This is a genomic window from Burkholderia cenocepacia, assembly GCF_900446215.1.
Lineage (GTDB): Bacteria > Pseudomonadota > Gammaproteobacteria > Burkholderiales > Burkholderiaceae > Burkholderia > Burkholderia cenocepacia.
Genome location: NZ_UAQZ01000012.1, coordinates 849,656 through 872,451, shown reverse-complemented (window position 1 = coordinate 872,451; position 22,796 = coordinate 849,656). Strand labels below are relative to the sequence as shown.

Below are 22,796 nucleotides of genomic sequence, written 5' to 3'. Positions count from 1 at the left end.
GGGCGCCGCGGCGCCCGTTTTTTCTGTCCGGCGGCGGCCGGCAACGCGTGTCATGCATCGTCCGCATCGGCGCCTTCGGCCCCTTCCGCGCCGAGCAGCCCGGCCGCCGTATCGCCCGGCAACGCCTCGACCTGCTTGAGCTTGCGGTTCATCACGCGCGTGCGCTGCTCGGCCGCCTCGATCGAACGCGTGACCGTTTCGAGCTGCGACTTCGTGCGCGCGAGCACGTCGCCGAACTTGCCGAACTCGGTCTTGACCGCGCCGAGCACCTGCCACACCTCGCTCGAGCGCTGCTCGATCGCGAGCGTGCGGAACCCCATCTGCAGGCTGTTCAGCAGCGCGGTGAGCGTGGTCGGCCCGGCGACCGTCACGCGATAGTCGCGCTGCAGCAGGTCGGTCAGCCCCGGGCGGCGCAGGATCTCCGCATAGAGCCCCTCGGTCGGCAGGAACAGCAGCGCGAAATCGGTCGTGTGCGGCGGCGCGACGTACTTCTCGGCGATCGTGCGCGCTTCCATCCGCACCCGCGCCTCGAGCGCACGCGCCGCCTCCTCGACCGCCACCGCATCGGCGCGCTCCTGCGCGTCGATCAACCGCTCGTAGTCTTCGCGCGGAAATTTCGCGTCGATCGGTAGCCACACCGGCGGCGCGTCGCGCGTGCCGGCATCGCGGCCCGGCAGCCGGATCGCGAATTCGACGCGCTCGGTACTCTTCGGCACCGTCGCGACGTTCTTCGCGTACTGCTCGGGTGTGAGCATCTGTTCGAGCAGCGCTTCGAGCTGCACCTCGCCCCAGGTGCCGCGCGTCTTCACGTTGGTCAGCACCTTCTTCAGGTCGCCGACGCCGGCCGCGAGGGTCTGCATCTCGCCGAGCCCGCGATGCACCTGCTCGAGCCGGTCCGACACGAGCTTGAACGATTCGCCGAGCCGCTGCTCGAGCGTCGCGTGCAGTTTCTCGTCGACGGTGCGGCGCATCTCCTCGAGCTTCGCCGCGTTGTTCGTCTCGATTTCCTTCAGCCGCTGTTCGAGCGTCGCACGCACTTCACCGATCCGGCGATCGTTCGCCTCGGTCAGTTGCGTGAGCTGCCGGTGCAACGTGTCGCCGAACAGCCGCAGCGCGCCCGTCTGCTCCTCGCGCGCCTGCTGGGCTTGGCGCTGCACGCTCTCGCGCATCGCGTCGAACTGCTGCGCGTTGCCGGCGACGAGCTTGCCGAGCTGCTGCGCGAACCCCTCGATCTGGTTGTTCTGCACGGTCGCCACGCTCGTCAGTTGCGCGGCGAGCGTCTGCTGCAACTGCGCGAAGCTGCCGGCCAGCTCGGTACGCGAGCCGCGCGCATTTTCGACGATCTCGCCGCGCAGTTCGCGCTCGAGCCGCTCGACCGCGCGCGCCTGCGCATGCGCGGCGTCCTCGATCTGGTCGCCGAGCACGGCCGCATCGTCGTGGCGGCCGCCGCGCACGAGCGCGACGATCGCCACCGCGAGCGCGACAGCGAGCACGACGACCGCCGCAAGCAACAACGTCATCGTCATGCGCGCGGCTTCCCGATCACGTCAGGGTTGATCGGATTCGGCGGCCGCCCCGCCCGCGGCCCCTCGCCCAGCGCGGCGATCAGGTTGTCGGCGGCGAGATCCGCCATCGCGCGGCGGGTCTTTTCGGTGGCGCTTGCGATATGCGGCGTCAGCACGACGTTCGGCACCTCGAGCAGCGCCGGATGCACGCTCGGCTCGCCCTCGTACACGTCGAGGCCGGCCGCGGCGATCGTCCCGTCGCGCAGTGCGACGGCCAGCGCCGCATCGTCGACGATCCCGCCGCGCGCGATGTTGGTCAGCGTCGCCGTCGGCTTCATCTTCGCGAGCTCGGCCGCGCCGATCGTGTGATGGTTCTCTTTCGTGTACGGCAGCACGAGCACGACATGATCGGCGCGCGCGAGCAGCGCATCCTTCGACACGTATTCGGCATTCAGCTCGGCTTCGATCTCGGGCGCGACCCGCGACCGGTTGTGGTAGATCACCTGCATCCCGAAGCCGCGCGCGCGGCGCGCGAGCGCCTGGCCGATGCGACCCATCCCGATCACGCCGAGCGTCGAGCCATGGATGTCGGCGCCGAGAAAGCCGTCGTACGCCCACTTCTGCCAGTGGCCGGCGCGCAGCCAGTGTTCGGATTCGGCGATCCGGCGCGCCGCGGCCATCATCAGCGCCCAGCCGAAATCGGCGGTCGATTCGTTCAGCACGTCGGGCGTATTGGTGCCGAGCACGTTCGCCGCGTTGAATGCGGCCATGTCGAAGTTGTTGTAGCCGACCGCCATGTTCGCCACGACGCGCAGACGCGGTGCCGCCGCGAGCGTGGCCGCGCCGACCGGGTCGCCGGCCGTCAGCGCGCCGTCCTTGTCGGCCAGACGCGCGGCGAGCGCGTCGGGCGCGAGCGCGTCGCCGTCGTTCCAGTCGACTTCGAAATACTGCTTGAGCCGTTCGATCACGTCCGGAAAGATCGGACGCGCGACCAGAATCTTCTGCATCGCCATCTCCGCATGCCGCGGACGGATGGCGGCGCACCATGCGCCGCCGGGACCGCCCGCTCGGGGTTGAAAATCGTCAGCTTACGCCGTGAAGAAAAGCCACGACGTCAGCAGGAATACCGGTATCAGCACGACGAGCGCCCAGCCGAGGTACGCGAAGAAGCTCGGCATCTTCACGCCGCGCGATTCGGCGATCGCCTTCACCATGAAGTTCGGCGCGTTGCCGATGTAGCTGTTCGCGCCCATGAACACCGCGCCGGCGGAAATCGCGGCGAGTGTCGACGCGCCGGTCGTCATCAGCGTCTGCGCATCGCCACCCGCGAGGTTGAAGAACACGAGATAGGTCGGCGCGTTGTCGAGGAACGACGACAGGATGCCGGTCGCCCAGAAGTACATCGCGTCGATCGGCTTGCCGTCGGGGCCCGTGACGAGATGGACGATCTGCGCGAACGCGCCATCCGCGCCGGCGCGCAGGATCACGATCACCGGCGCGATCGTCACGAAGATGCCCGCGAACAGCTTCGCGACTTCCTCGATCGGCGCCCAGTTGAACGCGTTGCCCTCGCGCGCGGAACGCGGCGTCAGCGCGAGCGACACGAGCGTCACGACCACGAGCGCGACGTCGCGCACGAGATTCTGCAGCGCGACGTGCGTGCCCCACACGTCGAACGAGATGCCCGGCTTCCACACGCCGCTCATCAGCACGAGCGCGATCACGGCCGCCAGCAGCACGAAGTTGACCTTGCCGTCGATCGACAGCGCCGCACCGTCGGGCGTCGGATCGAGCGCGGCCGGCCGCTCCTCGCCGCCCTTCCGGTAGAAGTACGTATCGAGCGCGAAGAACAGCGTCAGCAGCACCACGCAGATGAACAGCATCGGCAGCGCGAGATGCGTGGTCGTCCAGAAGAAGCTCACGCCGTTCAGGAAGCCGAGGAACAGCGGCGGATCGCCGAGCGGCGACAGCGAGCCGCCCGCGTTCGCGACGAGGAAGATGAAGAAGATCACGACGTGCACGACATGCTTGCGGTTGTCGTTGGCGCGCAGGAGCGGCCGGATCAGCAGCATCGCGGCGCCCGTCGTGCCCATCACGCTCGCGAGCAGCGTACCGAGCGCGAGGATCGCGGTATTCAGTTTCGGCGACCCATGCAGGTTGCCGTTCACGCAGATGCCGCCCGCGACCGTATAGAGCGCGGTGAGCAGCACGATGAACGGAATGTATTCCTCGAGCAGCGCATGCACGAGCGTGCCGAACGCGGTGCCGATGCCGAACGCGACCGCGAACGGCGCGAGGAACACGATCGCCCAGCCGGCGGCGATCTTGCCGAAGTGGTGATGCCAGAACACGGGGGCGACGAGCGGGAACAGCGCGATGGACAGCAGGATCCCGGCGAACGGGATGCCCCAGAGCGCGGACAGCGTGGCACCGTCGAGCGTGGCGGCCGATGCAAGCGCGGGAGCGGCGCCAAGCGCGATTCCCGACGCCATGCCCGCCCAGGCGGCATGTCGTTTCATGCAGAACTTCCTTGTTCGAGTAGGGGTGAATGCAGCGGGCGCGTCATGCGCCCCGTACGACGATCGCGTGCACGCGGTACGGGCCGTGTGCGCCCAGGATGATCGTTTGTTCGATGTCGCCCGTGCGCGACGGGCCGGACACGAAATTGACCGCGCGCGGCAGCTCGCCGCGCTCCGCGCGAATCAGCGCGAACGCGTCTTCATGACCGGCGACGATGCGCGATGCCGGCACGATCGCGATGTGGGTTTCCGGCAGCAGGCCGGCCGATGCGTAAGTGTCGGGGCCGGACAGCAATACCAGCGACCCCGTTTCGGCGGTCGCGCAAAAGCAGCCGGTCAGGCCGACCAGATCGCCGTCGCGCGGCTTGCGGCACTCGACCGACAGGCCGGCGCCGGCCCAGTCGAGATCGGCGAGCGTGCGCCAAGCGATGGCCTGCGTCGGCAGGCCGTGAGCGGCAAGATAGCGGGCGGCGGCGGCAGGCACGTCGGCCAGCGTCGCGACTTCGTCGACCGTGGTCGACAGGCGCGCCGCTTCGTCGACGAAAGCGGCGACGAGGTCGGCCGGCGCCGGCGGGCGCGGCCCCTCCGGATGACGGGCGAGATAGTCGGCGACGCCGTCGCGCTCCGCTGCATCGGGTTCGGCCGCGCGCCCCTGCGCTGCGCGAATGCGCGCGAGGATCTGGCGACGGGCAGCGGAAGTGTCCATGAACGGTCCTCGTGACGGTGGCGGGCAATACGTCGGATTATACCGACCGCCCCTGCCGCGACGCACCTTCGGCCCAACGGCCGGCGCCTACTTCGACGCGTCTTCCTCGACCGGCTGCGCGATGCCGAACACCTGCCGCAGGTACGCGAGATACGCCTTGTCGTCGCACATGCTCTTGCCCGGCGAATCGGACAGCTTCGCGACCGGCTGCCCGTTGCAGCGAACCATCTTGATCACGATCTGCAGCGGCACGTAGCCAAGATCGTTGGTGAGGTTGGTGCCGACGCCGAACGCGAGCTTGCAGCGGCCGCGGAACCGTTCGTACAGCTGCATGACCTTCGGAATGTCGAGCGCGTCCGAGAACACCAGCACCTTGGTGCGCGGGTCGCACCGGTTCGCTTCGTAGTGGCGCAGCATCCGCTCGCCCCACTCGAACGGATCGCCCGAATCGTGGCGCGCGCCGTCGAACAGCTTGCAGAAGTACATGTCGAAGTCGTTCAGGAACGCGTCCATGCCGTAGACGTCCGACAGCGCGATCCCGAGGTCGCCGCGATATTCCTTCGCCCACATCTCGAAGCCGTAGATCTGCGAATCGCGCAGCCGCGGGCCGAGCGCCTGGCACGCCTGCAGATACTCGTGCGCCATCGTGCCGAGCGGCGTGATGTCGTGCTTCATCGCGTACAGCACGTTGCTCGTGCCCGCGAACTGCGGGCCGAGCCCGTCACGCAGCGTGAGCGCGACTTCCTCGTGCCAGACCTTCGAGAAGCGCCGGCGCGTGCCGTAATCGGCGATCTTGCAGTCGGCGAACTCGGGCTTCGCGCCGAGCAGCTTGATCTTCTCGCGCAGCCGTTCGCGGCCTTCGCGATAGTCGGGCTCGCGCTGCGTGTTGCGGAAATAGACTTCGTTGACGATCGCGAGCACCGGGATCTCGAACAGGATCGTATGCAGCCACGGCCCCTCGATCACGATGTCGATCTCGCCGTTGCCCTTCGGCGACGGCGTGACCGAGATGTACTTCTCGTTCAGGTGGAACAGCGCGAGGAAATCGACGAAGTCGCTCTTGATGAAGCGCATCCGCCGCAGGTAATCGAGTTCGACGTCGGAAAAGCGCAGCGAGCACAGGCCGCGCACCTCGTCGCGAATCTCGTCGATGTACGGCACGAGATCGACGCCGGGCGTGCGGCACCGGAAGCGGTATTCGACGTTTGCAGCGGGAAAGTGATGCAGGACGACCTGCATCATCGTGAACTTGTAGAGATCCGTGTCCAGCAGCGAAGTGATGATCATGATGACGGCACCGCCAATATCATGACCGGGCCCCGGCGCACCGCGCGCCGCCCGGTCTGTCGGTCATGTTACCCGAATGCGGGCCGGACCATCGTGAAACCGCCCTCGCCGCCGGGTGCGCGGGTATCCGCGTTGCGCCTGCCATAAACTAATCACGAAACGATATAAGCCGGATAGCCGACCACGTCATGCGGGTTTTGCGCTTCAGTTACAATGCCGCTTTTGGCGCAAACGCCACCCCATATATACCGCCAAGCAGGAGCGTTTTAATGACTCACGTTGTGACCGAAGGCTGCATCAAGTGCAAATACACGGATTGCGTGGATGTGTGCCCGGTGGATTGCTTCCGTGAAGGTCCCAACTTTCTCGCCATCGATCCGGACGAGTGCATCGACTGCGCCGTGTGCGTCGCCGAATGCCCGACCAATGCGATCTATGCCGAAGAAGACGTTCCGACCGACCAGCAGCAGTTCACCGAGCTGAATGCCGAGCTGGCGAAGAATTGGCCGTCGATCACGAAGACCAAGCCGGCGCCGGCCGACGCGGACGAGTGGAAGGACGTGCAGGAGAAGCTGCACCTGCTCGAGCGCTGATCGCGCGGCGGCCGCAAAAAATTTCATGCGGCGCGGCTCCAAGGTGTTGACAGGTTAGCGAACACTCCATACAATCTCGTTTCTCTGCTGTTGCTTGTTTGTTCCCCGATAGCTCAGTCGGTAGAGCGCCGGACTGTTAATCCGTAGGTCCCTGGTTCGAGCCCAGGTCGGGGAGCCAAAAACGCAAAGGCCACGTTGAAAGTGGACGGGTTTTTTGTTGGAACACACAACACGCAGATGTACCGATTTATTCCCCGATAGCTCAGTCGGTAGAGCGCCGGACTGTTAATCCGTAGGTCCCTGGTTCGAGCCCAGGTCGGGGAGCCAAACAGCGAAAGGCCCGTCATTCGACGGGCCTTTTGTTTTTCCGGCCGCCGTTCCCTCTTCCCGCTTTTCGTGGTCCGGTCATGCGCATGCTAGAGTTTCTGTCCCGCATTCGCATCCGGTTCCGTCGATGAAGCATCGCCTCTTCCGTTTCGCCCCCGTCGCCCTCCTGTTCTCCGCCGTCGCCGCCGCACCGTTCGCGCACGCGGAGGAAGTCGGCAGCGTCAATACCCATTTCCGCGTCACGGGCTCCGATCGCGTGGTCGTCGAGGCCTATGACGATCCGGTCGTGAATGGCGTGACCTGCTACGTGTCGCGCGCCCGCACCGGCGGGATCAAGGGCACGCTCGGCGTCGCCGAGGATCCGAGCGAAGCGTCGATCGCGTGCCGGCAGGTCGGCCCGATCAGCTTCAAGGAACCGCTCAAGCAGCAGACCGACGTGTTCAGCGAACGCATGTCGTTCATCTTCAAGACGCTGCACGTCGTGCGCGTGATCGACAAGAAGCGCAACACGATCGTCTACCTGACCTACAGCGACCGTATCGTCAGCGGCAGCCCGAAGAACGCCGTGACCGCGGTGCCGATGCCCGCCGGCACGACGATTCCGGTCAAGTAAGCCCGCTCCCGCGCCCGATCATGTCCGCCGCCCGCCTCCCCGATTCCGCACGCTACTGGCGCACGCCGCTCGTGCCGGACGCGGATCTGCTCACGGCCACCTATCGCGATCACGCGTTCGCGCCCCACTGGCACGACGCGTACACGATCCCCGTGATTCTCGAAGGCGCGGAACGCTTCACCTATCGCGGCACCGGCTACGTCGCCGAAACGGGCACCGTGCCCGTGATCAATCCCGGTGAAGTGCACACGGGCTCGCGTGCCGCCGACGAAGGCTGGTGCTATCGCGTCAGCTACATGCCGGTCGAATTCATCCACGAACTCGCGAGTACGATCGCGGGCCGCCCGCAGGATGCACCGTGGTTTGCCCCCGACGTGATCCGCGACGCCGATCTCGCGGCCCGGCTCACGCTCGCGCACCGGATGCTGGAAGCCGGCAGCGAGCGCGCGCTGTCGTCGCAGGCCGATGCGGCCGGACAGCCGGCCGGCGATCCGGCCACCGGCGCGCCGCGCATCTACGATCCGCTCGCCGCCGAAACCGCGATGCTCGACGCGCTGTCGACGCTGATCGTGCGCCACGCCGACGTACGGCCGCGACCCGCGCCGCTCGCGGCCGACGAGCCACGCGTCGACGCGATGCGCGAGCGGCTCGCCGCCGACCTGATGTCCACGGTGACGCTCGACGAGGTCGCGCAGGCGGCCGGCCTGTCGCCGTTTCACGCGGCGCGCCTGTTCACGCGTACGACCGGCATGCCGCCGCATGCGTGGCGCAACCAGTTGCGGCTGCAGCGTGCGCTGGCGCCGCTGCGCGCGGGCGTGCCGGTCGCCGATGTCGCGGCGGCCAGCGGCTTCGTCGACCAGAGCCACTTCACGCGGCATTTCAAACGGATGTTCGGCGTGCCGCCCGGGCGCTGGCAGGCAAGCTGACGCGCGGCTTCCCGCCGTCGTCGGCCGCACGGCCGCCCGCGCCGGCCGGCACGCGGGCACCGGCCCCGTTCCGGCGGGCGCAAGAACATACAAGCCGGCCCGCCACCGGCCCGCTATCCTCCCGCTCATGGAGGAGCGCTTCTTGAACAAGACACCCGCATCGCCCCCGCGCCGCCCGCTCAACGAATGGCTCGACGGCGCGCGCGACACGATTCCGATGATGATCGGCGCCGCACCGTTCGGCGTGATTTTCGGCACGCTCGTCGGCGGCGGCCCGCTCGCCGCCTGGCACGGCGCGTTGATGTCGCTCGCCGTGTTCGCGGGCTCCGCGCAGTTCATCGCACTCGGCCTGATCGCCGGCAGCGCGAGTTTCGTCGTCGTGCTCGCCACGACACTGATCGTGAACCTGCGCCACCTGCTGTACAGCGCGACCCTCGCGCCCTATGTCGCGCACCTGCCGCTGCGCTGGCGCGCGACGCTCGGCGCGTTGATGACCGACGAGGTGTTCGCGGTCGCGTACGGGCACTACCGGCACTACCCGCCCGGCACGATCGGCCCCCACTACTTTTTCGGCTCCGGGCTCGCGATGTACCTGAACTGGCAGGTCTGGACGCTCGCGGGCATCGGCTTCGGCGCGGCATTCCCGGGCCTGCAGTCGCTCGGCCTCGATTTCGCGATGGCGGCGACCTTCATCGCGATCGTCGTCCCGCAGCTCGGCACGCTGCGCTATTTCGCGGCGGCCGCCACGGCCGGCACGCTCGCGTACTTCTGGCAGGGCTGGCCGTACAAGCTCGGGCTGCTCGGCGCGGTCGCCGTCGGCGTCGCGATCGGCGTCCTGCTCACGCTGCTGCACGATCGCACGCGCGCCGGCTCGCGCTCGGAGGCCGCATCGTGAGCTACGCGCTGTTGATCCTCGGCATGGCCGTCATCACGTATGCGATCCGCTCGACGTTGTTCCTGTTCGGCGAGCGGCTGACGTTCCCGCCGCTCGTGCGGACCGCGCTCGGCTTCGTGCCGGTCACCGTGCTGACCGCGATCATCGTGCCGATGACCGTTTCCCCGCACGGCGGCACGGCCGAGCTGACCTGGCGCAATCCGCAACTCGTCGGCGCGCTCGCCGCCGTGCTGGTATCGGCCACGACCCGCCGCCCGCTCGTGACGATCGCCGCCGGACTCGTGGTGTTCTTCCTGTGGCAAGGGGTCGTCCTCCCGCACTGGCTGCCCGCCTGAGCGCACGCTCGATCGCGCCCGCTCAAGTTTCCGCCCGGTGCGCCGATATAGGAGATGAAGACCCGCCACCGGCCTCGGCGCGCACCGGTCAGTCGACGCTGCGCCCGCCCCGGTGCGCCGTGCCGGCGCCGGCCTGCGCGGGCCGCCATCGAGACGATTCATGGGCCAGATCACCCTTTCCCTCAAGGACGACACGCTCGAGTCCCTGCGCAAGGACTACGATGCGTTCGTTCGCGTGTCGCTGAAACTCGACCCGCAATTCGCGACGCCGTCGTTCGAGGATTTCCTGCGCGCCAAGCTGCTCGACAACATGGTGCCGCTGACCGAGCACGCCGTGCAGCGGATGCTGCAGGGCGGCCAGTACGCATGGGCGAAGCGCACGCTCGACAAGGAATTCCCGGACGTCGTCGCGATCCTGATGCGGCAGGCCGGCGAATTCGGCTTCGGCTTCGCGTCGCGCTCCGAGTGGACGCCCGACGAACTCGCGAAGGCCTGCCGCGACTGGGCGAAGGCGATCGTCGCCGAAGCGCAGGGCGACGCGTCGCTGATCGATCCGCTCGCGTCGCAGATCAAGGGCGCGGCGCAGGACATCCAGACGCTCGAGGAATCGATGCAGACGCCGGCGTGGCGGCTCGCGGAATCGCTGCGGCAACGGATCTACGAAGCCAAGCTCGCGTGCGAGATGAGCGTCGGCAGCACCGCGCGCGACAAGCTCGGCGAACTGCGCGGGCTGCTGCGGCTCGGGCTCGCGCACGGCTCGTTCCAGAAGCAGGAAGCCCAGCAGATCATGGAATACCTGCGGCTGCTGAAGCCGGAGATCTTCGTCGAGGAACCGTACGACGTCTTCGCGCGGCTCGCCGCGTGGCTGCGCAGCGTGTTCACACCGGCCGCCGTGCGGCCGGCCCAGGGGCAGGGACAAGGGCAAGGCCCGCGCCGGCCGTGACGGCTCGCCCGTCCCGCTGAACCTTTTACCTCATGAAAAAGGCCCGGCTCGCGTCAAGCGAACCGGGCCGCCGGACGATCGCCGGTCGCGACGCACCGCCCGAAGGCGAGCGTCGCGACAAGCGCCGGGCATCGCTTACTGCGTGGCGCCCTGGGCCGATGCACCGCCCTGCGCGCCGACCGATGCGCCGCCCTCGGTCGCCTCATCGGCCTTCGCCTTGGCCGAACCGGCATGGCTCTTGGCCGACTTCGCCGCATGCTTCGTGTGCTTCTTGGTCGAATGGACGGCCGACGACGTCGTATCCTTCGCGCCATCGGCTGCCGCGCCGACCGCATCGGTCGCAGCACCCGTCGCATTGCCCGACGCGTTCGCGCCGGCCCCGCCCTGCGCGCCTGCACCGACACCGGCCGCCGGCGTCTGCGCCTGCACGCCGGCACCGGCTGCGCCTTGCGCCGTCGTGCCCGTCTGGGCGAATGCGGCCGAAGTGGCGAACGCCGTCAGCGCGGCACCGATCAGCATCGTACGAATCTTGGACATGGCAATTCTCCTCAAGAAGTTGTCCGCCCGGGCCGCCGTTGCGGTCCGTCGCGTCCCCACCGCAACACGCAGCAGGTACGACAGAAGACCGGCGGCCCGCGCGGCCGGTTCGCCAATCTCTCAGACTGTTACCCACCGTTTCATTTGCTGACGAATCGCTCACAGTCCTTTACATCCGCCGGCAGCCGGCCGCGCTCGCGTGCCGGCCCGCGGTACCGTATGATGCGGGGCGTTTCCTCCCGCGCGTCGCGCACCTTCCTCGTCATGCCCAATCTGGATTTCACGCTGACCGGCGAATACGTCGAGCTGCACAACCTTCTCAAGATCACCGGCCTCGCGGACAGCGGCGGCACCGCGAAGCTGATCGTCGCGTCCGGCGCCGTGAAAGTCGACGGCGCGGTCGAGCTGCGCAAAACCTGCAAGATCCGCGCGGGCCAGGTCGTGCTGCTCGGCGACACGCGCATCGCGGTGCGCGAGGCCTAGCCCCGCCGCGTTCCCCCTGCCTGCGACATGGCCATCGATGCACGCGTTCGACACGGTACGAATAAAGCCGTAAGCTAACCGTCTCTCAAAATAAATACATATAGCGCGGGCCCGCACCCGCGCGAGCGCCCATTCCATGTCGCATTCCGGTTTCACGCGGACGGCCGCCGCGCCGCCGTCCCTGTCCAGTCATGCCGCCGATACCGCGCGCCTCGCCGCGCCGCTCGCGATCGCGCAACTTTCCCAGATGGCGATGAGCGTCACCGACACGGTGCTGCTCGGCTCGCTCGGCCCCGATTCGCTCGCGGCGGGCGGGCTCGGCGCAAACTTCTTCTTCGTGATCGTGACGATCCTGCAAGGGGTGCTGTCGTCGGTCAGCGTGAGCGTCGCGCATGCGCGCGGCGCGCAGGCCGAGGACCGCGTGCCGTACATCTACTGGACGGGCTTCGCGCTGTCCGTGCTGCTCGCGATTCCGGCGATCGTCGCGCTGTCGCTCGCCGAGCCGATCCTGCTGATGTTCCACGAGCCGCCGCTGCTCGCGCATCACGTCGGCGAATACACGGGCATCCTGCGCTACGCGGCGCTCGGCAGCCTGATCGGCGTCGGGCTGATGCGCGCGTTCCTGCCGGCGATCGGCGCCGCGCGGCGGCTCTTGTGGGTGTCGATCGGCGGCGTCGGCGTCAACGGCGTGCTGAACTACGGGCTGATCCACGGCGCATTCGGGTTGCCACGCCTCGGTTTTCTCGGTTCGGCCGTCGCGACGACGATCACGATCTGGCTCACCGCGCTCGCGCTGATCTGGCTGCTGCACGGCCGGCAGCGCTTCCGCCATTTCGTGACCGCGGCGCGCCCGAAGCTACCCGTGATGGGCGAGCTGATCGGCATCGGCTGGCCGGTCGCGATCACGTACGGGGTCGAATCGACGCTGTTCCTCGCCACCGGCCTCACGGTCGGCGTGCTGGGCGCGACGTCGCTCGCCGCGCACCAGATCGCGCTGAACGTCGCGTCGGTATCGTTCATGGTGCCGCTCGCGATCGGCCAGGCGGCCAACGTGCGCGTCGGCTACTGGGTCGGCGCGGGCTCGCCCGTCGCCGCGCGGCACGCGGGTTTCGTCGCGCTCGCGCTCGGCGTCGGCTTCATGTCGCTGTCGGGCCTCGTGATGATCGTCGCGCCGCACACGATCGTCGGCCTGTACCTGCACCTCGACGACCCGGCCAACGCGGCCACGGTGTCGCTCGCCGCGTCACTGCTCGGCATCGCCGCGGTATTCCAGATCGTCGACGGGATGCAGACCGTCGCGTCGGGTGCGCTACGCGGCCTGAAGGACACGCGCATCCCGATGCTCGCCGCGACCTTCGGCTACTGGGGCATCGGCTTCCCGACCGGCTACTGGTTCGCGTTCCACGCGGGCCTGGGGGCGCGCGGCCTGTGGTGGGGGCTCGCGGCCGGGCTCGCGAGCGTCGCCGCGCTGATGGCCTGGCGCTTTCACCGCAAGACCCTCTCGCTCATCGCGACGGCGCGCTAGGGCCGGTTCCCGCTCGTCGCGGGCTTGCGCCGGCCCCAGGCGCGACACGACGCAAAATCGCGGCCGGCGCTATGCTTGTCGGTTGAACACCTCGAGACGCCGCGCCAGCGGCGCGACTGCCTCACGATACGTCTGATTACGCCTGACGCCGCGCGACGACGCGCGGCCTTTCCCCTTTCCAGGAGGAGTGCATCATGAATGAAGCAGTTCGGATGGAACGCGACACGTTCGGCGAGATCGCCGTGCCGGCCGATCGGCTCTGGGGCGCGCAGACCGAGCGCTCGCTGCAGAATTTCCGGATCTCGACGGAGAAGCAGTCGCCCGAGCTGATCCACGCGCTCGCGATCGTCAAGCGCGCCGCGGCGGCCGTCAACCAGTCGCTCGGCGTGCTCGCCGACGACAAGGCGCACGCGATCATCGCAGCCGCCGACGAGATCATCGCCGGCAAGCATCCGCGCGAATTCCCGCTCGCAGTGTGGCAGACGGGCTCCGGCACGCAGACCAACATGAACCTCAACGAGGTGATCGCGAACCGTGCGAGCGAACTGATGGGCGGCGAGCGCGGCGAAGCGCGCAAGGTGCATCCGAACGACGACGTGAACCGCGGCCAGTCGTCGAACGACGTGTTCCCGACCGCGATGCACGTGGCGGCCGCGTATGCGATCGTCAATCACCTGCTGCCGGCGCTGCGCACGCTGCGCGCGACGCTCGACGCGAAGTCGAAGGCGTTCGCCGACATCGTGAAGATCGGCCGCACGCACCTGCAGGACGCCACGCCGCTCACGCTCGGCCAGGAATTCTCCGGCTATGTCGCGCAGCTCGACCAGGGCATCCGTCACGTCGAATCGGCGCTGCCGCATCTGTACGAGCTCGCGCTCGGCGGCACCGCGGTCGGCACGGGGCTGAACGCGCACCCGGAATTCGCGGTGCGCGTGGCCGACGAGATCGGCCGGCTCACGAAGCTGCCGTTCGTGACGGCGCCGAGCAAGTTCGAGGTGATGGCGGCCGCCGATGCGCTGGTCTTCGCGCACGGCGCGCTGAAGACGGTCGCGGCCAGCCTGATGAAGATCGCGAACGACGTGCGCTGGCTCGCGAGCGGGCCGCGCTGCGGGCTCGGCGAGCTGTCGATTCCGGAAAACGAGCCGGGCAGCTCGATCATGCCGGGCAAGGTGAACCCGACGCAGTCGGAAGCGGTGACGATGCTGTGCTGCCAGGTGTTCGGCAACGATGTCGCGGTCAACGTCGGCGGCGCGAGCGGCAATTTCGAGCTGAACGTGTTCCGGCCGATGATCGCGCACAACGTGCTGCAATCGGTGCGCCTGCTCGCCGACGGCGCGCAGAGCTTCAACGATCACTGCGCGGTGGGCATCGAGCCGAACCGCTCGCGGATCGACCTGTTGCTGAACGAATCGCTGATGCTCGTGACGGCGCTCAATCCGCACATCGGCTACGACAAGTCCGCGCAGATCGCGAAGAAGGCGCACAAGGAAGGCACGACACTGAAGGCGGCCGCGCTCGCGCTCGGCTACCTGACCGAGGCGGAATTCGATGCCTGGGTGCGCCCCGAGCAGATGATCGGGACGCGGTAACGGCAGGACGGCGGGCGCGGCGCGACGAGCGCGGCGCCCACGGCACTCAGACGGTGCCCTTCGCGACTTCTTCCGGCTTCATCTCGACGATCTTGTCGAGCGCGGCCCGCACGTCGGCCGCATATTTCGCGAGCACGCGCTGCTCGTCGGTTTCGGGCACGAACGGCGGCACCGGCACCGGGTTGCCGTTCTCGTCGACCGCGACGAACACGACGAGGCAATCGGTCGTCTGGCGCAGCACGCCGCCCTTCGGATCGCCGGCGTGCACCGACACGTGGATGTGCATGCTGGTACGCCCCGTCGCGACGACGCGCGCCTTCAGCTCGACCAGATTGCCGACCAGGATCGGACGCTGGAAACGGATGTTGCCGACGCTGACCGTCACGCAATAGCGGCTCGACCAGACCGCCGCGCACGCATACGCGACCTCGTCGATCCACTTCATCAGCGCGCCGCCATGCACCTTGCCGCCGAAGTTCACGGACGAAGGCTCGGCGAGGAAGCGGAATACGGTTTCGGTGCGGTCGAGGGCGGCCGGCACGGGGGACGGTTGGGACATTGTTCTGGCTCCAGGCGACAGGGGCGCTGTGATCGGCCATTATACGTTGCACTGCGGCAACGCGTCGCGGCAAGCCCCGCGTGGCGGGGCTGCGGCGGTCATGCCGACGCGCGCGGGGAGCGCCGCCGGTCAGCGGCGCACCGTGATGCCCTGGTCGATCGTCCCGTACATCTCGATACTGCCGCCGCGCTCGCCGGTCGCGCCCGCGCCGCCCTGCGCACACGCCGCGCATACGAGCGCGGCGGTCAACACACAGAAAATCGTCTTCATCGTTGCATCGCGTCACATGCGGCGGCCCGCTGCCGCCGCGTCCGGCCATTCTACGCGTGCCCTGCAACCGGCCGCAGCCCGTCCCCGCAGGGGCGTCGCGGCCGCATCCGACATTTCATCCGGAAGCGAAACATCGAATGCGCGCACCGACTACACTGCCTTCATCCCGCTCGACGAGGCACGACGATGACCGATCAAGACGACCACCATTTTCCGGGCCTGAGCCGCATCGGCGCACTGATCGCCGATCCCGGCCGCGCCGCGATGCTGTGGGTGCTGATGGACGGCAGCGCGCGGCCGGCCGGCGAACTGACGATGATCGCGGGGCTGTCGCCGTCCGCGGCCAGCGCGCACCTCGCCCGCCTGACCGAGGGCGGCCTGCTGGCGCTCGACGTGCGCGGCCGGCATCGCTACTACCGCATCGCGTCGGCCGACATCGCGGCCTCGCTCGAAGCGCTGGCGAACGTCGCCCGCGCGGCCGCGCCGCACCGTCCGGTTCCGCCGCCGTCGCGCGCGGTCCCGGCCGAACTGCGCTACGCCCGCACCTGCTACGACCACATGGCAGGCGAGCTCGCGGTGCGCATCTTCGACGGCCTCACCGCGCGCGGCTGGCTGCTCGCGAACGGCGACGCGATCGAGACCACCGAGCTCGGCACGCAGGCGCTCGCGCGATGGGGCATCGACGTCGCGCAACAGCGCGCGCGCCGACGCCGCTTCGCGTGCGGTTGCCTCGACTGGAGCGAGCGGCGCTCGCATCTCGGCGGCGCGCTCGGCGCGGCGCTGCTCGAAAGCTTCTGCGCACACGGCTGGATCGAGCGCGCTGCCCGGCCGCGCGTGCTGCGCGTCACGGCGTCCGGCCGGCAGGTTTTCGATGCGTGGCTTACGTCCGCTTGACGCCGGCATTGCAGCCGCACGACAACGGCGCGCGATGGACAGGTTTTGTTACATCGCATGCCATTCGACTTACAAAACACCGTGCCTTGAAACAGGCCAAGCGGATATTGTGAACTCGACGGCACGAATCGACGCGCCGCGATCACGACAATGACGCTCACCATGGCCACCCTGTTCACGCTCAAGCGCACCGCCCGCTACACGCTGCTCGCGTTCGTCGCGCTTGCGGCGCTGCCGCCCGCCTTCGCGCAATCGGCCGATGCGCCGCCGAATATGGCCGCGGCACGGCAACCGGGCGGCGATCCGCCCGGCCGCGTCGCGCGGCTCAATTACCTGTCGGGCGCCGTGACGACCGAACCGGCCGGCACCGATGCGTGGTCGTATGCGGCGGTGAACCGGCCGCTGACGACCGGCGACCAGCTCTGGAACGATGCCGGCGCGCGCTCGGAACTGCACATCGGCTCGACCGCGGTGCGGCTCGGCGAGTCGACGAGCCTGTCGGTGCTGAATCTCGACGACACGACGACGCAGTTGAAAGTGGGCCTCGGCACCGTGTCGACGCACGTGCGCGATTTGCCGGCCGGCGGATCGTATGAAATCGACACGCCGAACCTCGCGCTCGGCATCACGGGCCCCGGCGACTATCGCGTCGATGTCGCGCCGAACGGCGCGAGCACGACGGTGACGGTGCGCAGCGGCAGCGCGACGGTCTACGGCAGCAACGGGCAGTACCCGTTGTCGCCCGGGCAGCAGGTCGTGTTCACCGGCACCGACCTGCAGGTCGCGCAACAATCGGCCGCACCGGGCCCCGATGCGCTCGACCAGTGGGCGGCCAGCCGCGACGCGGCCGAAGCGCGCTCGGTGTCGGCCCGCTACGTGTCCCGCGACATCCCCGGCTACCAGGATCTCGATGCGAACGGCACGTGGCGCGAAACCCCGAACTACGGCGCGGTCTGGGTGCCGAACGACACGCCGGCCGACTGGGCGCCGTATCACGACGGCCACTGGATCTGGCAGGCGCCGTGGGGCTGGACCTGGGTCGACGACGCGCCGTGGGGCTTCGCGCCGTATCACTACGGCCGCTGGGCGTACGTGGACGACAGCTGGGCCTGGGTGCCCGGCCCGATGGTCGTCAGCCAGCCGCCCGTCTATGCGCCGGCGCTCGTCGCCTTCGTGGGCGGCGGCGGTGGCGGCGGTTCCGACTGGAATGTGGCGCTGACGGTCGGCGGCGTCGCCGCGGCCGGCTGCGCATGGTTCGCGCTCGGCCCGGGCGAGCCGTGGCATCCGGGCTGGGGCGGCTGGAGTCCGCACTACTACGAGCGCGTCAACCGCAACATCGTGGTGAACAACGTCAACGTGAACAAGACCGTGAACGTGACGAACATCACCAATATCACCAACATCAACAAGACGTACGTGAACTTCCGCGCGCCGCACGCGATCACGGCCGTACCGGCCTCCGCGTTCGTGCACGGCCAGCCGGTCGCGCACTTCTCGCAGCACGTCGATCCGCAGCAATGGCGCAACGCGCATGTCACGCCGGGCACGCCCGGCATCGCGCCCGTGCGCCAGAGCTTCACCGGCGGGTTGCGCAATGCCAGCTACCGTCCGCCGGCGGCGATCGCGCAGCACCCGTACGTCGCGACCCGCAATCCGGCCGTGCCGGCCGCATATCGCGACCAGGCCGCCGCCCACCTCGCGCAGCAAGGCGGGCGCGTACCGGGCGCCGGCGCACCGGTCGTGAAGACCAACGTGCCGGCCGACTATACGGCTCGTCCGGTCCGCGTGCCGGGCAAGCCGGGCGGCGGCGCCTGGGCGATGCACAACGTGCAGCTCGTGAATCCGCACGGCCCCGTCGTGCAGCCGGCCCGCGCGCCGCGCGAAGGCCAGCCGGCCGGCGTGCAGGCCGGACGGCCGGAGGCGCCGACGCCGGGCATGCCGAATGTCGCACGGCCTGCAAACGGCGAAATCCCGAACGCATCGCGTTTCGCCAATGGCGGCACGCCGCAGGCATCCGGCAACCCGATCCCGCATCAGGCATTCGCGACCGGCAACGGCGTCCCGCATCCGCCGGAAGCGAACAACGCTCGGTCGGGCATCGGTCAGGCGCGGGCAGCCGACGCGCCGTCATCGCCCACGTGGATGCAGCCGCACACGCCGATGGAACGTCAGCGCCCTGCTCCGCCCACCGCGCTGCACGCGGCCGGCCAGAACGCGCTGCCGCCCGTGCGCAGCGCCGCGGTGCCGCACCCGGACGGCGTGCCGGCCCCGCAGGGCATCCAGCCCGGCGGCCGCAACGAAGCGCCGCGCGCGCTGCCGCAACCGCAGCCCGACCATACCGCGCAGATTCCGCAGCCGCGTCCGCGCCCCGATTTCCCGACGCCGGCCCGGCATGCGCAGCCGCAGCCGCAACCGGAACGGGCCGCCCCCGCGCCGCAGCCGCGCCCGGACTTCGCTCAACCGGCGCCCCATCGCGAAGTCGCGCCGCCGCGCGTGAACGAGTACCGTCCGCCGGCGCCCGCCGTGCACGACGTGCCGCGTCCGCAGCCGCAGGCGCCGCGGATGGAGCCGCGCCCGGCGATGCCCGCTCCGCGGATGGAACCGCGGCCGCAGCCGGCGCCGCACGTCGAGGCGCCGCGCCCGAGCAACCCGCCGCCGCAAGGCGGCCACGAGGAGCGGCATCGCCAGTAAGTGCAGCAAACCTGAAACAAAAAGGCTCGACCGGTATCAGCCGGTCGAGCCTTTTTGCAGGGTGCGGAGCGATGGACCCGCGCGGCCCCGGCCGCGCGATCAGACCGCCATCGGCGCGGTCAGCGGCTCATGGTGCCGATAGCCGACGAGCGAGAAATCGGACGGCTCGACCTGCTCCAGCCATTCCGGCGCATAGACGCCCGTCTTCGCGTAGTCGGGCACGCGCTCGGCAATTTCCAGCCGCGGGCTTTCGTACGGCTCGCGGGTGAGTTGCTGCTGCAGCATGTCGAGCTGGTTCTCGTAGATGTGGGCGTCGCCGATGAAATACGTGAACCAGCGCGGCGTGTAGCCCGTCAGCCGGCCGACGAGCGACAGCAGCGCGGCCCCTTCCGTCAGGTTGAACGGCGTGCCGAGGCCGACGTCGTTGCTGCGGATGTACAGGCACAGCGAGATCTCTCGCTTCGTCGCGTTCGGCAGGAACTGGTACAGCAGATGGCACGCGGGCAGCGCGATCTGGTCGAGCACGGCCGGATTCCATGCGTGAAACAGGATGCGGCGATCGGACGGGTTCTCCATGATCGTGTCCAGGCACTGGCGCAACTGATCGATCGCCTTGTACAGCAGCACCTTCGGCGCGCCGTCTTCGTCGAAACGCGTGACGATCCGGAAGCCGCGGCGGGTCGCATCGGCGATCTGCGCGTCCGCGCCGGCATCCAGCACCTTGTAGCCCGGCCACTGGCGCCATTGCACGCCGTAGACGTCGCCGAGATCGTCCACGCCCTGGCGATACGGGTTCGCGAGCCACTGTGCGTTCTCGTTCGCGTTCGCATCCCACACCTTGCAGCCGAGCGCACGGAAATCGGCCGCGCTGCGCGACGCGCGCAGGAAACCAACCAGTTCGCCGATCGCGGACTTGAACGCGAGCTTCTTGGTCGTCACGGCCGGGAAGCCTTGCTGCAGGTCGAAGCGCAGCATCGCGCCCGGCATGCTGATGGTGCGGATTCCCGTCCGGTTCTCCTGCCAGCTGCCGGTATCGAGAATGGTACGAACGAGATCGAGATACTGTTTCATGCGGGTTCCTTCGGCCGCGAGGGCGGCCGTACCCGCCAATTTTAACAAGCGTGACGCGGAAGCTCCGGCAACGGCGCCGAAAACCCTCCGAGCGTGTCGCCGCGATCGCGCATCCCGTGTGCGCACATCAGCCGGTAGAGCGTGACGCGCGATACGCCGAGTTCGCGCGCGGCATCCGCGAAACGGCCGCGATGGCGCAGTAGCGCCTGCTCGATCGCCTGCCGTTCGGCCGCCTCGCGCGCCTCCAGCAGCGACACCGGCGCAAGCGCCGCATAGTCGTTCAGTTCGAGATCGGCCGACGTGATCATCCGGCCTTCCGACATCACGATCGCGCGGCGCACGCGGTTGATCAGCTCGCGCACGTTGCCCGGCCACGAATAGCCGTACAGCGACGCGACCGCATCCGGGGAAAAGCCGCGCAGACGGCGATGCGCATCGCCCTTGAAGCGCTCGAGCATGTGGCGCGCGAGCACCTCGATGTCCTTGCCGCGCGCGCGCAGCGGCGGCTCCTCGATCTTCAGCACGCACAACCGATGAAACAGGTCCTCGCGGAAGCGCCCTTCGCGCAGCGCCGCTTCCATGTCCACGTGCGTCGCGCAGATCACGCGCACATCGACCGGCACCGACACGTGCGCGCCGAGCCGCTCGATCTTGCCTTCCTGCAGGAAGCGCAACAGGCTCGCCTGGCTTTCGAGCGGCAGATCGCCGATCTCGTCGAGAAACAGCGTGCCGCCGTTGGCGGCCTCGACGCGACCGATCTTGCGCTGGTTCGCACCGGTGAACGCGCCGCGTTCATAGCCGAACAGTTCGGCCTGCAGCAGCGTCGACGGTATCGCGCCGCAATTGATCGCAATGAACGGCGCCTGCGCGCGCGACGAGCGCTCGTGAATCGCGACCGCCGTCAGCTCCTTGCCCGTACCCGATTCGCCGGAGATGAATACCGGTGCGTCGGTCGCCGCGACGCGGCGGATCGTCCTGAAGAGCCCGAGCATCGCATCGCAGGTGCCGACCATCTCGCCTTCGCTGCGTCCGGCGCCGACGGGCGGCGCAACGGGATCGGTCAGGGCGACCATGCCGTGCGCATGACCGACCGTCTCGACGATCCGCGCCGTTTCGTACGGCATCGTCACGTAGTCGAAGCAATAGTCGCGAATGAGGTGGCGCAGCGTCGCGTCCTGCAACTGGCCGCGCCGCGTCGCCGCGATCCAGCCGATGTGCTGGATGCTCAGGCAGGATTCGAGTTCACGCAGATCCGACGGCTTGAAGCCCGGCGAGAAATCGAGCAGGCCGGCGGTTGCGACGCCATGCTGCACGACGCGCCGCACATCGCGCACGGTCTCGGCCAGATCGACGCGCCAGCCGCATTCGTCGAAATGGCCGCGCAACGCGTCGTTCGGTTCGCGCGAATAGTAGATCACGTGCCGCTGATCGGCTCCCATATGCTCACCCCGTTCATCAACCGTCTAACGATTGCCGCACACGTCAAGGTCACGTGCAAAAGGATCGAATCGGGTCAGCCCAAGGTGGCTCGATTCGCCATGCCGATGCGCGGCAACGACACAGCCTCGCATGATGGCGCTTATCTCGCGTCCAGTTATTTTTGATCAAGACTGCTTGGTTATAGGCACCGAATACGACAAAGCCGTTTCAGTGCCGATGGCGATGCGGCCGAATCGCTCAGGAGGTCGATGCAGATCAATCATCTGCACATAGCCCATGCGCAGGAAGGGTTTCGTCATCAACACACGCGCCGATTTTCATCCTTGAAGCGTATCGATTGAATCAGCAGTATTCCCGAGCCCCCTCGTTTCAGGCCTGAAACATTTTCAGGCGTTTTTGGCCACAATTCGCAACGCTTGAGCAGGAATCGCAATGGCGGCAATGGTCCCGGTACCGTGGCATGTATTTCGCTGAATACGGGAACGACCGGAGACAGTCGCCATGCGAAAACATCTTTTACTTTCTTTCGTGCCGATGACGCTCGTGCTCTCGGCAGCCGGCCCGCCCGCACCGGCATGCGCGGACGAAGGCATGCGGCCGGATCGCGCCATGCTGGTTGCCGAGCCTGTGCCGAGCATGCAGCTCGGCGACGGCTTCAGTATCGTGACCGTGTCGGCGCCGCAACCGCTGCCGGCCGCCCAGGCCTCCGTGACGCTGTGGGACGAGATCCCGCCACCGCCCCAGTTGCCGATGCCGCTGCCGGCGCCGCAACCGTCGGACATGCGGCACGCGATGGGCGGCAACGCGCGAGGCAGTACGCATCCTTGATGCTCGCGTCGCTTCGATTCGATCAGGATTCCGTATTGAACTGACGATCCGGTCGAACGCGCTGCCCTCGATCGGAACCGGTATCGCCGATCTCGCGGCACAAAACGTTTTTTGTGCTCCGTCCCCCGGCGGGCACTCTTTTTATTCGAACGGTCGCCGCGACGCGGAGCATCACGCGTCGCGGCGCACGACACGGGAAACGCCGACGTCCCTACCGGCGTGCGGAATCCGGAGCGTGCCGCCGTTCCGGTAAAATCGGC

General features: G+C 68.3%; 23 protein-coding genes and 2 tRNA genes. 14 read left to right on the top strand and 11 right to left on the bottom strand.

Annotated features, from left to right (window positions below):
• Positions 1-50: 50 nt before the first annotated feature.
• From DTA15_RS21575 to pncB, 5 genes are all read right to left on the bottom strand, one after another.
• Positions 51-1,526 carry a DNA recombination protein RmuC gene (locus DTA15_RS21575; protein WP_006486198.1) on the bottom strand — a complete coding sequence of 492 codons (1,476 nt, stop codon included), beginning with the start codon at positions 1,524-1,526 and terminating at the stop codon, positions 51-53.
• The gene (locus DTA15_RS21570; protein WP_006486189.1) at positions 1,523-2,512 is read right to left on the bottom strand and encodes a 2-hydroxyacid dehydrogenase; all 990 of its coding nucleotides are present in this window, start codon (positions 2,510-2,512) and stop codon (positions 1,523-1,525) included. The genes DTA15_RS21575 and DTA15_RS21570 overlap by 4 nt, the downstream gene beginning before the upstream one ends.
• An 81-nt stretch (positions 2,513-2,593) precedes the next feature.
• A complete protein-coding gene (locus tag DTA15_RS21565) occupies positions 2,594-4,024 on the bottom strand; it encodes a sodium:proton antiporter (protein WP_006486191.1) in 1,431 nt (476 codons plus the stop codon).
• A 43-nt stretch (positions 4,025-4,067) separates the two neighbouring features.
• Positions 4,068-4,730 carry a LutC/YkgG family protein gene (locus tag DTA15_RS21560; RefSeq protein WP_006486205.1) on the bottom strand — a complete coding sequence of 221 codons (663 nt, stop codon included), beginning with the start codon at positions 4,728-4,730 and terminating at the stop codon, positions 4,068-4,070.
• An 87-nt stretch (positions 4,731-4,817) separates the two neighbouring features.
• Positions 4,818-6,017: a nicotinate phosphoribosyltransferase gene (pncB, locus tag DTA15_RS21555; RefSeq protein ID WP_006486197.1), complete on the bottom strand. Its 1,200-nt coding sequence runs from the start codon at positions 6,015-6,017 to the stop codon at positions 4,818-4,820.
• A gap of 269 nt (positions 6,018-6,286) precedes the next feature.
• Here pncB and fdxA point away from each other — a divergent pair, with 269 nt between their 5' ends.
• The 8 genes from fdxA (at position 6,287) to DTA15_RS21515 (ending at position 10,649) form a co-directional block, all read left to right on the top strand.
• Positions 6,287-6,610 (top strand): ferredoxin FdxA, encoded by a 324-nt coding sequence (gene fdxA / locus DTA15_RS21550; protein ID WP_006496521.1) that lies wholly within the window; start codon positions 6,287-6,289, stop codon positions 6,608-6,610.
• Between the two features lie 102 nt (positions 6,611-6,712).
• Positions 6,713-6,788: transfer RNA gene (locus tag DTA15_RS21545), tRNA-Asn, on the top strand.
• Positions 6,789-6,861: 73 nt separating this feature from the next.
• A tRNA-Asn gene (locus DTA15_RS21540) sits at positions 6,862-6,937 on the top strand.
• A gap of 127 nt (positions 6,938-7,064) precedes the next feature.
• Positions 7,065-7,550, top strand: coding sequence for a CreA family protein (locus DTA15_RS21535; RefSeq protein ID WP_006486196.1), 486 nt, complete (start codon positions 7,065-7,067; stop codon positions 7,548-7,550).
• Positions 7,551-7,570: 20 nt separating this feature from the next.
• Positions 7,571-8,476 (top strand): AraC family transcriptional regulator, encoded by a 906-nt coding sequence (locus DTA15_RS21530; RefSeq protein WP_006486200.1) that lies wholly within the window; start codon positions 7,571-7,573, stop codon positions 8,474-8,476.
• Between the two features lie 127 nt (positions 8,477-8,603).
• The gene (locus tag DTA15_RS21525; RefSeq protein WP_006496522.1) at positions 8,604-9,371 is read left to right on the top strand and encodes an AzlC family ABC transporter permease; all 768 of its coding nucleotides are present in this window, start codon (positions 8,604-8,606) and stop codon (positions 9,369-9,371) included.
• Positions 9,368-9,706 (top strand): AzlD domain-containing protein, encoded by a 339-nt coding sequence (locus DTA15_RS21520; protein WP_006486204.1) that lies wholly within the window; start codon positions 9,368-9,370, stop codon positions 9,704-9,706. The genes DTA15_RS21525 and DTA15_RS21520 overlap by 4 nt, the downstream gene beginning before the upstream one ends.
• Before the next feature lie 160 nt (positions 9,707-9,866).
• The gene (locus DTA15_RS21515; protein ID WP_006493266.1) at positions 9,867-10,649 is read left to right on the top strand and encodes a DUF4088 family protein; all 783 of its coding nucleotides are present in this window, start codon (positions 9,867-9,869) and stop codon (positions 10,647-10,649) included.
• Positions 10,650-10,784: 135 nt separating this feature from the next.
• On the opposite strand, the gene DTA15_RS21510 is transcribed toward DTA15_RS21515, so the two are convergent.
• Positions 10,785-11,186 carry a hypothetical protein gene (locus DTA15_RS21510; RefSeq protein ID WP_006486212.1) on the bottom strand — a complete coding sequence of 134 codons (402 nt, stop codon included), beginning with the start codon at positions 11,184-11,186 and terminating at the stop codon, positions 10,785-10,787.
• Between the two features lie 264 nt (positions 11,187-11,450).
• Between DTA15_RS21510 and DTA15_RS21505 the strand changes: the two genes are divergently transcribed.
• The 3 genes from DTA15_RS21505 to fumC all read left to right on the top strand — a co-directional run bounded on the left by DTA15_RS21505 (position 11,451) and on the right by fumC (position 14,783).
• The gene (locus DTA15_RS21505) at positions 11,451-11,669 is read left to right on the top strand and encodes an RNA-binding S4 domain-containing protein (protein WP_006486208.1); all 219 of its coding nucleotides are present in this window, start codon (positions 11,451-11,453) and stop codon (positions 11,667-11,669) included.
• A gap of 136 nt (positions 11,670-11,805) precedes the next feature.
• Positions 11,806-13,194 (top strand): multidrug efflux MATE transporter NorM, encoded by a 1,389-nt coding sequence (gene norM, locus DTA15_RS21500; protein WP_006486190.1) that lies wholly within the window; start codon positions 11,806-11,808, stop codon positions 13,192-13,194.
• A gap of 194 nt (positions 13,195-13,388) precedes the next feature.
• A complete protein-coding gene (gene fumC / locus DTA15_RS21495) occupies positions 13,389-14,783 on the top strand; it encodes a class II fumarate hydratase (RefSeq protein ID WP_006486188.1) in 1,395 nt (464 codons plus the stop codon).
• 46 nt (positions 14,784-14,829) lie between these two features.
• On the opposite strand, the gene DTA15_RS21490 is transcribed toward fumC, so the two are convergent.
• Positions 14,830-15,342, bottom strand: a complete 513-nt coding sequence (locus DTA15_RS21490; protein WP_006493265.1) for an acyl-CoA thioesterase — start codon at positions 15,340-15,342, stop codon at positions 14,830-14,832.
• A 129-nt stretch (positions 15,343-15,471) separates the two neighbouring features.
• Positions 15,472-15,612 carry a hypothetical protein gene (locus DTA15_RS38645; protein WP_006486199.1) on the bottom strand — a complete coding sequence of 47 codons (141 nt, stop codon included), beginning with the start codon at positions 15,610-15,612 and terminating at the stop codon, positions 15,472-15,474.
• A gap of 186 nt (positions 15,613-15,798) precedes the next feature.
• Between DTA15_RS38645 and DTA15_RS21485 the strand changes: the two genes are divergently transcribed.
• Both DTA15_RS21485 and DTA15_RS21480 read left to right on the top strand, forming a co-directional pair.
• A complete protein-coding gene (locus tag DTA15_RS21485; protein WP_006486207.1) occupies positions 15,799-16,506 on the top strand; it encodes an ArsR/SmtB family transcription factor in 708 nt (235 codons plus the stop codon).
• A gap of 150 nt (positions 16,507-16,656) precedes the next feature.
• A complete protein-coding gene (locus tag DTA15_RS21480; RefSeq protein WP_020979925.1) occupies positions 16,657-19,197 on the top strand; it encodes a DUF6600 domain-containing protein in 2,541 nt (846 codons plus the stop codon).
• 99 nt (positions 19,198-19,296) lie between these two features.
• Here DTA15_RS21480 and DTA15_RS21475 read toward each other — a convergent pair whose 3' ends face one another.
• The 3 genes from DTA15_RS21475 to DTA15_RS39160 all read right to left on the bottom strand — a co-directional run bounded on the left by DTA15_RS21475 (position 19,297) and on the right by DTA15_RS39160 (position 22,007).
• A complete protein-coding gene (locus DTA15_RS21475; protein ID WP_006486933.1) occupies positions 19,297-20,268 on the bottom strand; it encodes a thymidylate synthase in 972 nt (323 codons plus the stop codon).
• 41 nt (positions 20,269-20,309) lie between these two features.
• Positions 20,310-21,707: a sigma-54 dependent transcriptional regulator gene (locus tag DTA15_RS21470; RefSeq protein WP_006486860.1), complete on the bottom strand. Its 1,398-nt coding sequence runs from the start codon at positions 21,705-21,707 to the stop codon at positions 20,310-20,312.
• A gap of 165 nt (positions 21,708-21,872) precedes the next feature.
• Entirely contained in the window at positions 21,873-22,007 is a 135-nt protein-coding gene (locus tag DTA15_RS39160; RefSeq protein ID WP_256097531.1) for a hypothetical protein, read from the bottom strand.
• A 202-nt stretch (positions 22,008-22,209) separates the two neighbouring features.
• Between DTA15_RS39160 and DTA15_RS21465 the strand changes: the two genes are divergently transcribed.
• Positions 22,210-22,536, top strand: a complete 327-nt coding sequence (locus DTA15_RS21465) for a hypothetical protein (protein ID WP_006486864.1) — start codon at positions 22,210-22,212, stop codon at positions 22,534-22,536.
• Positions 22,537-22,796 lie beyond the last annotated feature (260 nt).